This is a genomic window from Paenibacillus sp. Paensp38 (assembly GCF_059491915.1).
In genome coordinates, this window is sequence record NZ_CP168516.1 from 2,161,427 (window position 1) to 2,178,760 (window position 17,334).

A 17,334-nucleotide genomic window follows, 5' to 3' on the forward strand; every position below is an offset into this window, starting at 1 on the left:
TCTTTTTATTCGAAGTTATTCAATACGTCTTCAAACTCATCCATATTCAGATCGTCTACTGTAAAATCACTGAGTGTAGCTTCTGAATAGTCCATTTCTGCACAATGGGTTATTATGTTTACTAAATGCTTTTTAAAACTCACCGCTACCCCTTCAATAGTACTCTTCTCATACTCGCCCTGGTTGTAGCTAAAGTTTAATTCCAGCTTCCCGCCTTCTACAGTTCCGCCGTTAATATCAATACAATACTCACTTTTATAGTTTGGTCCTGTAGACTCTCCGGCAGGAATATCAGACACTCCAAATAAATTGTCTACATTATCCTGGTTGAATTGACCGAGGTAATTGAAGCTTATTTCAGGGTTTAGATTAAAATTTAAATCGGCTTTGTTTTCCGGCAAGGTAAGATATTTTAGTATGCCGTAACCTATCCCTTTGTTAGGTATCTGCCTGATGTTTTCTTTTACCGATTTGATCATGCGGGAAATATCGAGTTGTCCGCTGACATCTAACACCACGGGATACTGGGTGGTGAACCATCCCACGGTCCTGCTTATGTCAATGTCTTTAATGATTTCCTCCCTGCCGTGCCCCTCCAGACTGATCAGAACCTTATCATTTCCGGTCCATTCCCTCACTGCTAATCCCAAGGCGGTAAGCAATATGTCGTTTACTTCTGTGTTATAAGCATGGTTTACCCGCTTTAGCATCTTCTCAGTCTCTTCAATACTCAGCTCGATCTTGACGCTATTGTTATTCATATACCTTCTTTCTTCAATCTCTCGGTCTTTTGGAAGCGGTATTGTTTCAGTTTTTTCCAAATTGGTCCAGTAATTTATTTCTTTTAATAGTTCAGGGCTATTGGCATACTCATCAAGCCTCTGTGCCCAATCTTTGAAAGAGTCGGTCTTGTTGCTGAATTTTATTTCATCATTGTTTAGCGCCTGTCTGTATCCTATGTCCAAATCTTCCAGTATGATTCTCCACGATACCCCATCAACTACAAGGTGGTGAATAGCTATTAGCAGGTGGTCCCCTTCTTTAGTCTTAAACAGACCAACCTTAACTAAAGGACCGTTATACAAGTCCATGCTCCTCTGAATCCTCGACGCTTCCAGCTCTATTTTTTCCCGGTAATTATAGCTGTCCCTAAGGTCTACAATTTCCAATGAAAAATGTTCACCTTCAAGGTTTTTGTTGTATTGGAGTATATTTTGATCCTCTATTTTTACCACTGTTCTAAAAATATCGTGGTGCTCTACAAGCTTTGACAATACTTTTCGAATAATAGCTTCTTCAAATCCGTTACGCCCATATATCATTATTTCCTGATTAAAATGATGGATATCCTTGCTGTCTTGTTTATACAACCATCTTTGTATAGGTGTTATCGGTACTATGCCTTCTACCGGGCCTTGATGAATTCTTCGGCTTGTAGATTGTATATATTCGACGAGTTCCTCAATTACAGGATGTTTGAATAAGTCCCGCATTTCAAGCTTTAGCCCATGGACGTTAAGACGCGACATTACCTGTATGGCTTTTATTGAGTCTCCTCCAAGGCTGAAGAAATTATCTTTTACCCCGATGTTTTCAGTTTTTAGTACGTCTTCCCATACTTTGGCCAGTATTTCTTCTCTTTCGTTTCTAGGAACTACATGCTCTACTCCGGTATTAATATTCCCCTGTGGTTCAGGCAATGCTTTCCGATCAATTTTACCGTTGGCATTAAATGGCATCTGTTCCAGCTTCGTGAAATATGCTGGTACCATGTAGTCAGGTAGTTCGTTTAAGAGATGCTCCCTTAGCTCGGAAATGGTCAATTCATTTTCCCCTACAATATATGCACACAGGTACTTCTTCCCTTGCTGCTCTTCCTTTGCAATAACCACTGCTTCCTTAATAGCAGTGTGCTTCACCAGATGTGCTTCAATTTCTCCAAGCTCTATTCTAAAGCCTCTTATCTTTACCTGGTGGTCGATCCTGCCCATGAATTCGATGTTCCCATCAGGAAGCCGCCTTACTAAGTCCCCTGTGCGGTACACTTTTTCGCCGGGAATAAACGGGTTAGGTACAAATTTTTCTGCTGTCAGTTCAGGTCTATTCAAATAGCCCCTTGCAAGACCGCTTCCACCTATCACAAGTTCACCGGCCACTCCTACAGGAGTTAATTGGTTGTGCTTGTCCAGTATATAAAGGTATACATTCTGTAAAGCTTTCCCTATAGGTACTGTTATAAGTTCTTCTGCTATTTTCTTTGTTATACTGTAACCCGCTGCATATATCGTGGACTCTGTAGGCCCATAGATATTTTCCAGAGATGTGTTCTCTGAGACATCGAAAAGCTCATGGACAAGCTTTTTGGGCAGCGCTTCTCCAGCAGCAAAAATATACCTGAGAGTTGATGGCAGTTTTATACCATTATCTTTTAAAGTTTGTACCATTATATTCAGCATTGATGGTACAAAGTTTACATGGGTTATCTTATGCTTGTTTATTACCTCTACTAACTCCATAGCTTCCTTTTCCACACCTTGGCGTGATATTACAAGCTTTCCTCCGTTGAGGAACCAGCCAAATATCTCAGCTACGGATACGTCAAAGGTATAAGTTGTTTTAAATAGAAAAGCGTCTTCCGCTTTAAGCGGATACATGGCCTGGAGGGCTGTAATTATGTTTACAACGCTAGTATGCTCAATCATTCCACCTTTGGGCTTCCCTGTCGAACCTGATGTATAAATGACGTACGCAAGGTCCGAGGGTTTGTTTACATTTTCAAGCTTTGAGTTCTCTTCATTTAAATATTCTTCCTCCAGATATATAATATCCGCATCAATCTGCTTATTTTCCATAAAGGTCCTGGAGGTCAAAAGGATCTGGGAACCACTATCGTCCAACAAATACTTTATCCTTGTATCAGGATAATTAGGATCTATCGGCAGATACGCCCCTCCAGCTTTCAATATGGCAAATATCCCCACAATCATCTCAAATGAACGTTCGGCCATAATTCCTACAATACGGTCAGGCTTTACCCCTTTGTTCCTCAATACTCTGGCCAAATGATTTGCCTTTCCGTTCAATTCCCTGTAAGTCAAGTGCTTGTCTTCATATACCACAGCTATGTTGTCAGGTGTCCTTTCCACCTGCTCAGCAAACAGCTCATGTATGGTTTTGTCCTGCGGATAGTCTTTCTTAGTATTATTAAAGTCTATCAGCAACAGCTTTCTTTCTTCATGACTTAATATAATAAGCTTGTCAACTGACCCTTTGGGGTTATGGATAAACATATTTAAAATATTAATAAAATAGTCTATACACTCTTCTGCCTGTTTTCTTTCCAATACTTTGTCCGAGTAGATCAAGCTTATATTAAGATCATCGAATGTATTACTTACTGTAAAGTCAAGACTTGTATTGGTTGCTTCATATTCATCAACTGAAATTCTATCTTTAACATCACCGATTTCTTTGTTTATTATCTCGTTATATATATGAAAATCCACATAATTGAATATGGTATCAAATAAAGGATTTTCCTCTTTGTTTTCTTTTCCGCCCAGGATATTTATGATCTCAAATAAAGGCAGTCTTCCATAAAGCTTTAAGTTTATTAATTTCTTTTCTGCAACTTTTATCAATTCCTCCCATATATCGATTTTATCAAAACACATTTTGACGGGAACCGTATTTAAGAAGCACCCCAGCATCTTATCTCCATCTTCGCATACAGGTCTGTTATTTTCTACCAAACCTACGACAAAGTCATCCTCGTATGAAAGCATATTGAGCATATAAGTGTATGCAGCAAAGCAAAGTGTCTTTAAGCTTACATCATATCTTCTGGCAGTACTTCTTAAATCACCTAAAAATTCCTGACTTAAATGGCGTGTTACATGGTCTACTTTATAAGATTTTTTTGTTTTTCCATGAATATTTGCAGGCATATTCAACCTTTTATATTCACTTAATTCCTCTCTCCAATAATTAATTACTTCCTGGTTGTCCTTAATTGTCATTTGGTCTGCTATATAATCTTTATAGCTGCATTTAAGCCGTGTTGGTATATAATCTTTTTCTTGCTTAAGCTTAGAGTATAGGTTTGAAACTTCCGTAATCAATGAAGCAACACTCCAGCCATCCAGGATAGCATGGTGGAATATCAGAACCAGACAAATATGGTTTGCGTCAAGTTTGAATATTCTTATCCTCCAAAGGGGCTTTGATATATCAAACGGATTCGCTCTGTCATTTTCCAAATATTTGTTTATATACTCAACCTGCCCTGTCCTGCTAAAATTCATGATATCTATCTGCTCAATATCAAGACTACTGCCCTTATAAACAATTTGCACAGGAGTTTCAAAATCCTCTAAATTAAAAACCGTCCTTAAAATATCATGTTTTGACGTCATTAGAAGCATCGCTTCTTTAAATGCTGGGAAATCAAAGTCTTTGTCATTCAGATGAAATGCAAATTGGTCATGATAAACTGCATTTTCATAGTCTTTTTTGGAATGATAAATCATACCCAGCTCTATGTGACTCATCGGATATATATCTTCCATGTCCGAAGGTAACTTTTCTGAGAGAGTTTCATTCATCAATATTCGCTGTTTAAATAACTCCAGTTCTTCCCTTGCTTTACCCATCTTACTGTTAAAAGCTTCCGTATCTTTTACTTTTAAGAATGCAGACAATCTCTCAATATCAGGATTCATGTATATATCCCTGATTTGGATGTTTATATCCAACTTTTTGCATATTGTGCTGACTAATGATATTGCACGTATAGAATCTCCGCCTATTTTAAAGAAGTTGTCCCTTATTCCTACCTGTTTTGCTCCAAGCACTTCCTGCCATATTTCAACCAGTTTCTCTTCCACTTCATTCCGCGGCGCTACATATTCTGTTCCCGTACTCATACTTCCGTCAGGCTCGGGCAATGCTTTCCTGTCTATTTTTCCATTAGGGGTCAATGGCAGCTTTTCCATCTGCATAAAGTAAGAAGGGATCATGTAGTCCGGGAGCTCTTTTGACAAGTGTTCCCTCATCCCCTGTACGGTTATTTCTTGATCCGGTACGACGTACGCACAAAGATACTTATTTCCGTCAGCTCCTTCTTTGTCCAATACCACTGCTTCTTTTATTGTTTCATGCTTTAATAACCGGTTCTCTATTTCACCCAGTTCTATCCTGTAGCCTCTTATCTTTACCTGATGGTCGATCCTGCCCAGGTATTCTAGGTTGCCGTCAGGCAGCCACCTTGCCAGGTCACCTGTCCTGTACATCCTTTCACCCGGTGCGAATGGGTTTGCTGCGAATTTTTCTTCTGTAAGTTCCGGTCTGTTCAAGTACCCTCTTGCCAGTCCATCCCCTGCTATGCATAGTTCTCCCGCTACTCCTATCGGCTGCAGGCCCTTTTCCTTACTGACAACATACAACTTAATGTTATCTATGGGCTTTCCTATTGGTACAAGCTCCAATTCTTCTTCCGTGGAGCAGCCAAAGTAGGATACATCTACTGTTGCTTCTGTTGGTCCGTACAGGTTATGCAGGCTTGTTCCTTTTTCTTTGTACAGCAGCTTGTTGAACTTTTCTACTTGCTTCAGGTTCAGTGCTTCTCCACTGGCAAATACCTGCTTTAAGCTTGCTATTTCCTCTATTATCCCCTTTTCCTCTACATACTCTAAAAATACACTCAACATGGATGGTACAAAGTGCATTGTGGTAACTTTATTTTTTTCGATTGCCTTCACGATTTCTTCCGGATTTTTTTCTCCTCCCGGTATCAGCAGGCAGACTTTGGCCCCAGTAAAGCTCCACCACAATAATTCCCATACCGATACGTCAAAGGTATAGGGAGTTTTCTGCAGGATCACATCACCTTCAGCTATCGGGTATTGCTTCTGCATCCAGTTGATCCGGTTGATTACGGAGTAGTTCTCTATCATTACCCCTTTGGGTTTGCCGGTAGAACCGGATGTATATATTACATAAGCCAAGTTTTCAGGTTTACTAATTAACTTTGGATTTGATACATCCCCAGTAAATAGTTCCTGATTTTCTATGCTAATAAATTCAGCATTTCTGTAACTACCTTTAGCATTTATAAATTTATCCTGTATCAGAATAATTTGGCTGCCACTGTCATCAAGCATAAACTGGATCCTGTCTTCAGGGTATTCAGGAGCTATGGGTAAATAAGCCCCCCCAGCTTTTAGGACAGCCATGATCCCTATGATCATTTCCGGGGAACGTTCTACCATAATTCCCACTACACTATCAGGTTTTATTCCCTTTTCTCTTAATTTTCTGGCCAGTTGGTTTGCCTTTTCGTTTAGCTCCCTATAAGTCAGCTGTTTATCTTCAAACACTACAGCAATATTATTGGGTGTCCGTTCCACCTGTTCCTCAAAAATCTGATGGATGGTCTTTTCCCGAGGGTATCCTGCTTTTGTATTATTAAATTCATATAATATTTGATGTTTTTCGTCTTGTGACAGCATATCAATTTCTAATAGCCTTTTTTCAGGAAAGGCTGCTGCCTCTTCCAATACATTAAGGTAATGGGCAATAAGCCTTATAACTGACTCTTTCTTAAACAACCTGGTAGCATACTCCAATTCAAATGCAATACCGTCCTCTGTTTCCTCAGCGTTTAAAGTCAAGTCAAACTTGGATATTCTTACTTCACTGTCATAGGGCATAAACCTTAGCCCATCCATCTTCACTTCTGATGCCTCGATATTTTGCAGTACAAACATAGTATCGAAAAGTGGATTTCTGCCCAGATCCCTTTCCAGGTTAAGCTTATCTACCAGTTCTTCAAATTGGTAATCTTGGTTTTCGTAAGCCCTTAAGGAGTTTTCTCTTACTTCATTAAGGAAGTCCACAAAAGTCTTTCCACCTTGAGGCTGATTCCTCATGGCTAGCGTGTTTACAAACATACCAATAACGTCCTGAAGATCAGTATGCGGCCTTCCTGCAACGGGACTTCCAACTATAATATCTTCCTGTCCGGTGTACTTGGACAAAAGGACATTGTATGAAGCTAAAAGTACCATGTAGAGCGTGGCACCATTATTCACTGCAAGTTTGTTCAGTTTAACAGCAAGCTCCTTGCCTGCTTTGAAACTGATCACATCTCCCTCAAAACTCTGTATAGCTGGCCTAGGGTAGTCTAGCGGCATATTAAGCAAAGGAATTTCTCCTTTGAATACTTGGAGCCAGTATTCTTCCTGCTTACTAATTGTCCCATCAGCAAACAGCCTGTTCTGCCATACGGAAAAATCCTTGTACTGAATCTTAAGTTCCGGAAGTTCCTTACCTTCATACAGGCTCATAAATTCTCTTACCAGTATGTCGTCAGACACCCCGTCAGATATAATATGGTGCTTATCAAACATCATAATATATCTGTCTTCTCCAACTTTTATAAGCCCAACCCTAAGTAAAGGAGCCTCATCAAGGTCAAAGGTCCTAATAAATTCACTGGCTATTTTCGCAGCTCTTTCCTCATCGGTTTCCATATACATAACACTAAAATCCACATTGCTATGGACCTTTTGTACCGGTTTACCATCTATCATATGGAATGAGGTACGGAAAGACTCATGTCTGTCAACAAGCTCCCTAAAAGCCTGTTCAAAGCGCAGTTTATCGAGTTTGCCTTCAATTAGCATAATACCAGGCATGTTGTATGCCATCCCAACTGCGTCAAGCTGGTTTAGAATATACAGCCTTTTCTGGGCGGATGAAATTGGATAGTACTCCATCTCCCCAGCCGGCCCAATAGAATGAAATACACTCTCCTTTGCAATCTTGATGCACTCGGCAACTTCAGACATATTTGGGCTCTTAAATATTTCTTTAAGCGGTATGTTTACATTGAACTCTTTGTGAATCCTGGCAATAAGATTTGCTGCCCTTAAGGAATGTCCCCCCAGCTCAAAGAAATTGTCGTTTCTTCCCACTTTCTCTATACTAAGGATATCCTGCCACAACCCCGCAAGTTTCTCCTCCACTTCACCCAAGGGTGCGACATACTCTATTCCAGCATCGATATTGCCGTCAGGTTCGGGCAATGCCTTCCTATCTATTTTGCCATTGGGAGTCAGCGGCAGCTTTTTTAACTGTATAAAATAGGATGGTATCATATAGTCTGGAAGGTCCTTTAAGAGATGTCCCCTTAGTTCTGCTATTGTTAATTCATTTTCCCCTGCCACATAGGCACACAGATACTTGTTTCCCTTCTGATCTTCCCTTGCAATAACTACTGCTTCCTTTATTGAAACGTGCTTTAGCAGTTGTGCTTCTATTTCCCCCAGCTCTATTCTAAATCCCCTTATCTTTACCTGATGATCTACTCTTCCTAAAAATTCCATATTCCCATCAGACAGCCATCTGGCCAGATCCCCTGTACGATACATCCTTTCCCCTGGTATAAACGGGTTAGGTACAAATTTTTCAGCTGTCAGTTCGGGCCGGTTTAGATATCCCCTTGCAAGCCCTTCTCCCCCTATGCACAACTCACCCAAAACCCCTGTAGGCTGAGGTCTCAAGTGTTTGTCAACAACGTAGTATTTTATATTTTGCATTGGCTTTCCGATAGGTACACTCCCGGATTCCAAATAGCTTCCCAGTCTCTTTTCGTAATAACTGGAATCTATGGTGGACTCAGTAACCCCATAGCTATTAACAACCCGCAGTTTCTCTCCATACCAGGATTGTAATCTTTCATAATCTTCCACAGAGAGAGTATCTGATCCAAGTATAAGCAACTTGAGGCTATCAATAATCAAAGCATTATCATGGATATAATCCATAAGAGGAATAATCAGTGCCGGTGTGGATTCAAAGATGGTTATTTTATGGGTTTTAATAAGTGAATATAATCGTGCAGGATCGTATCTCTCCTCGGATGAACAAATAACCATTTGGCCTCCGTTGAGCAGCGTTCTCGAAACATCTCCCACAAATACATCAAAAGAAAAACTTGCGATTTGCAACAGCTTTACATCCATATCCGCAAGCCTATATTCCTTTTTCCATGCGTAAGATATGTTGACAAGACTTCTATGCTCTATCATGATCCCCTTTGGCTTTCCTGTGGTTCCTGATGTATAAATGACATATGCTAAATTACAAGATTTATTAATGACAGGAAGATTTTCTGTTCTCCCGTTGTAATTCACACAGTCATCAAAGCTTATAATATCAAGATCAAATTTAATTTTTTCTTTATGATGTTCTTGCGTAAGAATAATTCCAGCCAAGCTGTCATCGATCATATATCTGATTCGTTCTTCAGGATATTCGGTGTCTATGGGTAAATACGCGCCTCCTGCTTTAAATACAGCAATTACACCTATTATCATTTCTATGGACCGGTCTACCATTATAGCTACTACACTGTCAGGTTTTAATCCCTTGTCCCTTAAGATCCAAGCCAGTTGATTGGCCTTTTCATTAAGTTCTCCGTAAGTCAAGTATTTATCTTCAAATACTACTGCTATGTTATCAGGCGTCTTTTCCACTTGTTCTTCAAATAGCTCTTGTATGGTCTTATCCTTAGGATATTCTACTTTTGTATCATTGAAGCCATAGATTATTTGCTGTTTTTCCTCCTGGGACAACATATTTATTTCCGACAACCTTTTAAACGGATTTGCGGTTATCTCTTCCAACACGTTAAGGTAATGAGCCGCCAACCTTTTTATAGTCTCTTTTTTGAAAAGCCGAGTACAATATTCAAAGCTAAAAGCCATACCATCTTCACGCTCTATTGCATCAATGGATAGGTCAAATTTTGATATTCTATACTCTAGCCCGTTATTAAAAGGTCTGAAGCTTATACCAGGTACTGCAAATTCTACCTTAGAGGCATTTTGCATGGTAAACATAGTATCAAACAGTGGGTTTCTGCTCATGTCCCTCTTCAAGTTAAGCTTCTCAACCAGTTCTTCAAATTGGTAATCCTGATTGTCATAAGCCCTTAGAGCGTTTTCTCTTACTTCATTCAAGAATTCTACAAAGGTACTATCTCCCTTGGGGTAATTTCTCATAGCCAAGGTATTTACAAACATACCAAGGATATCCTGCAGGTCTGAATGTGGCCTTCCGGCTATAGGGCTTCCAACGATTATGTCTTCCTGTCCGGTGTGCTTAGACAGCAATATGTTGTATGCCGCGAGCAGTGTCATGTAAAGCGTAGCCCCATTATCCCTTGCAAGCTTGTTTAATTTATTCGTAAGCTCACTGCCTGCTTCAAAGCTAAAAAAATCCCCTTCAAAGCTTTGTATTACAGGCCTTGGATAGTCTAGCGGCATATTCAGTACAGGTATTTCTCCCTGGAATGCTTGGAGCCAGTATTCCTCCTGGCTGCTAATTCCGCCCTCATCAAACAGTTTATTCTGCCATACAGCGTAGTCCTTGTACTGTATCCGAAGTGCTGGAGGGTTGTTTCCTTCATAAAGATCCATAAACTCACGAATCAGTATGTCCATGGAGACACCATCGGATATAATGTGATGCATATCAAACATCATAAGATGCCTGTCTTCTCCCGTTTTTACAAGCTCTACCCTTAGCAGAGGAGCCTTGCCAAGATCAAAAGGTCTGGCAAATTCCCCAGCATACTCTGCGGCTTTTTCTTCGTTAGTTTCAAAGTACATCACGCTGAATTCCACATGGTCATGAACCTTCTGGACCGGGTTACCATCGATCATGTGGAACGATGTTCTAAGAGTCTCATGCCTTTTTACCAACTGCCTGAAGACTTCCTGGAAACGCGCTGTATCAATGCTTCCTTCCAGCAGCATAATACCAGGCATGTTGTATGCTGTCCCTGCCCCTTCAAGCTGGTTTAGTATATACAGCCTTCTTTGTGCAGATGACATAGGGTAGTATTCCATTTCTCCTGCCAATTTGATTGACTGATATAGGCTCTCCTTTGAGTCTTTAATATATCTGGCAATTTCTAAGATGGTTGGTGTCTTGAATATTTCCTTAAGAGGTATGTCTATATTGAACTCTTTGTGAATTCTTGCTACAAGGCTTGTTGCCTTTAACGAGTGTCCCCCAAGCATAAAAAAGTTATCATTTCTTCCTACCTTCTCTATTCCAAGGATATCCCGCCACAACAGCGCAAGTTTCTCCTCTATTTCTCCCGAAGGTACTACGTATTCTACGCCGGTATTAACATTGCTATCGAGCACAGGCAATGCTTTCCTGTCTATTTTTCCATTAGGGGTCAATGGCAGCTTTTCCATCTGCATAAAGTAAGAAGGGATCATGTAGTCCGGGAGCTCTTTTGACAAGTGTTCCCTCATCCCCTGTACGGTTATTTCTTGATCCGGTACGACGTACGCACAAAGATACTTATTTCCGTCAGCTCCTTCTTTGTCCAATACCACCGCTTCTTTTATTGTTTCATGCTTTAATAACCGGTTCTCTATTTCACCCAGTTCTATCCTGTAGCCTCTTATCTTTACCTGATGGTCGATCCTGCCCAGGTATTCTAGGTTGCCGTCAGGCAGCCACCTTGCCAGGTCACCTGTCCTGTACATTCTTTCACCCGGTGCGAATGGGTTTGCTGCGAATTTTTCTTCTGTAAGTTCCGGTCTGTTCAAGTACCCTCTTGCCAGTCCATCCCCTGCTATACATAGTTCTCCCGCTACTCCTATCGGCTGCAGGCCCTTTTCCTTACTCACAACATATAACTTAATGTTATCTATGGGCTTTCCTATTGGTACAAGCTCCAATTCTTCTTCCGTGGAGCAGCCAAAGTAGGATACATCTACTGTTGCTTCTGTTGGTCCGTACAGGTTATGCAGGCTTGTTCCTTTTTCTTTGTACAGCAGCTTGTTGAACTTTTCTACTTGCTTCAGGTTCAGTGCTTCTCCACTGGCAAATACCTGCTTTAAGCTTGCTATTTCCTCTATTATCCCCTTTTCCTCTACATACTCTAAAAATACACTCAACATGGATGGTACAAAGTGCATTGTGGTAACTTTATTTTTTTCGATTGCCTTCACGATTTCTTCCGGATTTTTTTCTCCTCCCGGTATCAGCAGGCAGACTTTGGCCCCAGTAAAGCTCCACCACAATAATTCCCATACCGATACGTCAAAGGTATAGGGAGTTTTCTGCAGGATCACATCACCTTCAGCTATCGGGTATTGCTTCTGCATCCAGTTGATCCGGTTGATTACGGAGTAGTTCTCTATCATTACCCCTTTGGGTTTGCCGGTAGAACCGGATGTATATATTACATAAGCCAAGTTTTCAGGTTTACTAATTAACTTTGGATTTGATACATCCCCAGTAAATAGTTCCTGATTTTCTATGCTAATAAATTCAGCATTTCTGTAACTACCTTTAGCATTTATAAATTTATCCTGTATCAGAATAATTTGGCTGCCACTGTCATCAAGCATAAACTGGATCCTGTCTTCAGGGTATTCAGGAGCTATGGGTAAATAAGCCCCCCCAGCTTTTAGGACAGCCATGATCCCTATGATCATTTCCGGGGAACGTTCTACCATAATTCCCACTACACTATCAGGTTTTATTCCCTTTTCTCTTAATTTTCTGGCCAGTTGGTTTGCCTTTTCGTTTACTTCCTTATAAGTCAGCTGTTTATCTTCAAACACTACAGCAATATTATTGGGTGTCTTTTCTACCTGCTCTTCAAACAGTTGATGTATAGTCTTATCCTTAGGATACCGGACCTTTGTATCGTTAAAGTCATATAGTATTTTCTGCTTTTCTTCCTGTGAAAGCATATCAATTTCTGACAACCTTTTTCCAGGATAAACCGTTATCTCTTCCAGAACATTAAGGTAATGGGCTGCAAACCTTTCTACAGTCTCTTTCTTGAACAGCCTTGTGGCATATTCCAAATCAAATGCAATACCTTCCTGGGTTTCCCGAGCATTTAATGTCAAGTCAAATTTGGATATTCTAAATTCATTTGTATAGGGTATAAACTTAAGCCTATCTATCTTCAATTCTGATGAGCCGGTATTTTGCAATACAAACATAGTATCAAAAAGAGGATTCCTGCTCATATCCCTCTTTACATTAAGCTTTTCCACCAGTTCTTCAAACTGGTAGTCCTGATTTTCATAAGCCCTTATAGAGTTTTCCCTTACTTCCTTTAGAAACTCAGCAAAGGTCTTTTCTCCCTGGGGATAGTTCCTCATGGCTAAGGTATTTACAAACATACCTATTATGTCTTGTAAATCTGTATGAGGTCTTCCAGCTATAGGGCTTCCCACTATAATATCTTCCTGCCCCGTATACTTAGACAGCAGTATGTTGTATGAAGCAAGCAATGTCATGTAAAGAGTAGCCCCATTATCCCTTGCAAGCTTAATAAGTTTTCCCGTAAGCTCACTGCCTGCTTCAAAACGGATAAAACCTCCGTCAAAGCTTTGAACCGCAGGCCTTTGGTAATCTACTGGCATATTCAGCACAGGAATTTCTCCATTAAATTCCTGGAGCCAGTATTCCTCCTGCTTCTTTATTTTGTCCCCAGCAAATAGTTCCTTCTGCCAAACAGAATAGTCCTTGTACTGTATACGGAGGGAAGAAGGGTTATTTCCTCCATACATATCCATGAACTCATGTACCAGTATATCCATGGACGTACCGTCAGATATGATATGGTGCATGTCAAACATCATGACATGCTTGTCTTTTCCCGTTTTCACAAGGCCTACTCTTAGCAGCGGAGCAATTCCAAGATCAAACGGCTTTATAAATTCTTTTACGATTTCCCCCACTTTTTCTTCGTCAGATTCTAGATACACTACACTAAAACCCACAGGATCATTGATCTTCTGGACGGGTTCACCCTCTATGAAATGGAAAGATGTTCGAAGGGTCTCATGCCTATTTATAAGCTGTTGGAAGGTCTTCTGAAAAAGCTCCAGATCAATACTGCCTTCAACCAGCAAGCTGCCTGGCATATTGTATGCTGTCCCTGCTCCTTCAAACTGATTTAATATATACAGCCTTCTTTGGGCTGATGACATAGGGTAGTATTCCATCTCTTTAGCAGTTTGGATGGATTGATATATACTCTCCTTTGCTTCCTTCATATACCTTGCTATTTCCGCTATAATTGGAGCCTTAAATATTTCCTTAAGAGGCATGTCTATATTGAACTCTTTGTGAATTCTCGCTACAAGGCTTGTAGCCTTTAAAGAGTGTCCACCTAACATAAAGAAGTTGTCATTTCTTCCTATCTTCTTAATTCCAAGGATGTCTTGCCAAATCAGTGCAAGCTTCTCTTCAAATTCGCCTATAGGCGCTTCATACTCTATTCCCGTATTTATATTACCTTCGGGTTCAGGCAATGCCTTCCTGTCTATCTTGCCATTAGCTGTCAATGGCATTTTTTCAAGCTGCACAAAGTATGATGGTACCATGTATTCGGGCAGTTCTTTTAAGAGATGCTCCCTTAGTTCTGATATTGTCAGCTCATTTTCTCCCGCTATATATGCACACAGGTATTTACTGCCCTGATGGTCTTCCTTTGCAATCACCAAAGATTCCTCAATTGAAGGATGCTTTAGCAGTTGTGCTTCTATTTCACCAAGCTCTATCCTAAAGCCTCTTATCTTTACCTGGTGGTCTATTCTACCCAGGTATTCCATTTCTCCATCAGATAATAACCGGACCAGGTCTCCAGATCTATATAACCTCTCTTCCGGCTTGTACGGATTTTGAACGAACTTTTCCTTTGTAAGCTCCGGTCTTCCAAGATATCCTCTGCAAACTCCGTCTCCTCCTACACAAAGCTCTCCGGCTACTCCAATGGGAACAACTTTCATGTTCTTATCCATTACATATGTTGTAAGGGTTGGTATAGGCCTTCCTATGCTGCTCACATTAGATCTAATTTCTTCCTCTTCTATCTCTTTATATGTGACATGCACTGTTGTCTCGGTTATTCCATACATATTGATGAGTCTAGTCTGCGGGTACTTCTTTCTCCATTCCTTCAACAATGCAGGCTTTAATGCTTCCCCTCCGAATATGACATATCTTATCTTAAGTTCTTTTTCTTCATATGATACTTCTTCATTGGCTATATTATAGAAGGCTGAAGGTGTCTGATTTAATACGGTCACCTTCTCATTCCTTAGAAGTCTCAGATACTCTACATTGCTGCGTGCTGTCATTTTAGGAACTACCACCAATCTGCCCCCATATAACAACGCCCCGTACATCTCCCATACGGAAAAATCGAAACTCATAGAATGAAACATAGTCCATACATCATTTTCGTTAAAATCAAACTGCATTTTACTGTTAAATAACAGCCTTACTATGTTTCTATGCTCTATCATTGCCCCTTTGGGTTTACCTGTAGAGCCTGAGGTATATATTAAGTAAGCTAGATCGGAAGGTTTATTTACCTCCGATAAGTTATATTGTTCATCTGAATATTCCTGCTCATCTTCTAAATTTATTACTGTACCTATTGATGTATATTTGTCTATAAAATGTGATTGGGTCAACAGGATCACTGCCCGGCTGTCTTCCAGCATATGACTTATTCTTTCCTCAGGATAATCTGGATCTATGGGAAGATATGCCCCTCCTGCTTTTAATACCCCTAGGATTGCTACTATCATCTCAAGTGAGCGTTCTGCCAGAATACCTACGATACTGTCCGGTTTGACTCCTTTAGCCCTTAATACATGGGCCAACCCATTTGATTTTTTATTGAGTTCACTATATGTAAGCTTTTTACCCTCAAATACCACAGCTACATGATCAGGGTTCTTCTCTGCCTGCTCTTCAAAAAGCTGATGGATAGTCTTGTTTTTAGGATACTGTGCCTCTGTAGCGTTAAAGGTATATAGGATTTGCTGTTTTTCTTCCTGTAACAGTACATCAATTTCCCACAACCTTTTTTCAGGGCATGCCGTTATCTCTTCAAGAACGGAAATGTAATGGGTTCCAAACCTTTTTATTGTCTCCTTCTTAAACAGCCTGGTACAATATTCAAGGTTAAATGTTATACCTTCTTGACCCTCTACCACTTCAAGCATAAGGTCAAATTTTGCCTTTCTGCCTTCCAGCCAGTTGTTGTATTGTTTGAAGTTTATACCCGATGCTGCAAATTCTGTCTTGCTTGAAGTGCGCAGTGCAAACATAGTGTCAAAAAGAGGATTCCTGCTCATGTCCCTCATGAGATTAAGTTTTTCTACAAGTTCTTCAAACTGGTAGTTCTGATTTTCAAAAGCCAAAAACGCATTTTCCCTTACTTCCTGCAAGAATTGGACGAAGGTCTTTTCTCCCTCAGGATAGTTCCTTATGGCCAAGGTATTTATAAACATACCAATGATACCCTGCAGGTCAGCATGGGGCCTTCCGGCTACAGGACTTCCAACTATGATGTCTTCCTGTCCAGTGTATCTGGACAGGAGTACGTTATATGCAGCCATCAGTACCATGTATAAGGTAGCTCCATTATCTGTTGCAAGCTTATTTAGTTTGACTGAAAGTTCAGGGTTTATTTCAAAGCTTACAGCATCTCCTTCAAAACTTTGTACCGCCGGTCTTGGATAGTCAGTAGGCATATCCAGTACCGGTATATCACCCTTAAATGTCTGGAGCCAGTATTCTTCCTGCTTCTTTATTGAGTCTCCGGCAAACATCTCCTTCTGCCATACAGAAAAATCCTTGTACTGTATCCGTAGTGGCAAAAGGGTCTTCCCTTGGTACAAATCCAAAAACTCACTCATAAGTATATTGACTGATATACCATCTGATACTATGTGGTGCATGTCAAACATCATAACACGCCTGTCTTCGTTCGTTTTTACAAGTCCTACTCTCAGTAATGGAACTTGGCTAAGATCAAAGGGCGTTATGAATTCTTTGACTATTTCTGCTGCTTTTTCTTCATCCAGTTCCAGGTACGTAATACTGAAATCCACGTAATCATGAACCTTTTGTACTGGTTCACCCTCAACCATATGAAATGATGTGCGCAGAGCCTCATGTCTTTTTACTAGCTCCTTGAATGCCTGTTCGAAGCGTACTGCATCAATGTTTCCTTCCAGCAGTACGACGCCTGGCATGTTATATGCAGTACCTGCTCCTTCAAGCTCGTTTAGTATATACAGCCTTTTCTGGGCAGATGACATAGGGTAAAATTCCTGCTCTCTGGCAGAAGGTATTCTAGAAAAGGCATTTGGCGTATATTTTGAAACATCTTTTCCTTTTTCTTTTAGCATCGTCTCAAATAGCTTTCTTTTTTCTGGAGAAAGAGATTCTATTCTTTTCATCAAATTATCCATAACTTCGTCC

General features: G+C 40.3%; 1 protein-coding gene. It reads right to left on the bottom strand.

Going from position 1 to position 17,334, the window contains the following annotated elements; translation table 11 throughout:
* Positions 1 to 5: 5 nt before the first annotated feature.
* Positions 6 to 17,324: a non-ribosomal peptide synthase/polyketide synthase gene (locus ACEN8J_RS09860; protein WP_495594448.1), complete on the bottom strand. Its 17,319-nt coding sequence runs from the start codon at positions 17,322 to 17,324 to the stop codon at positions 6 to 8.
* Positions 17,325 to 17,334 lie beyond the last annotated feature (10 nt).

Bases quoted from the DNA above. Each gene is read 5' to 3' on its own strand.
- ACEN8J_RS09860 (WP_495594448.1), bottom strand. From the start codon at position 17,324: ATGGATAATTTGATGAAAAGAATAGAATCTCTTTCTCCAGAAAAAAGA.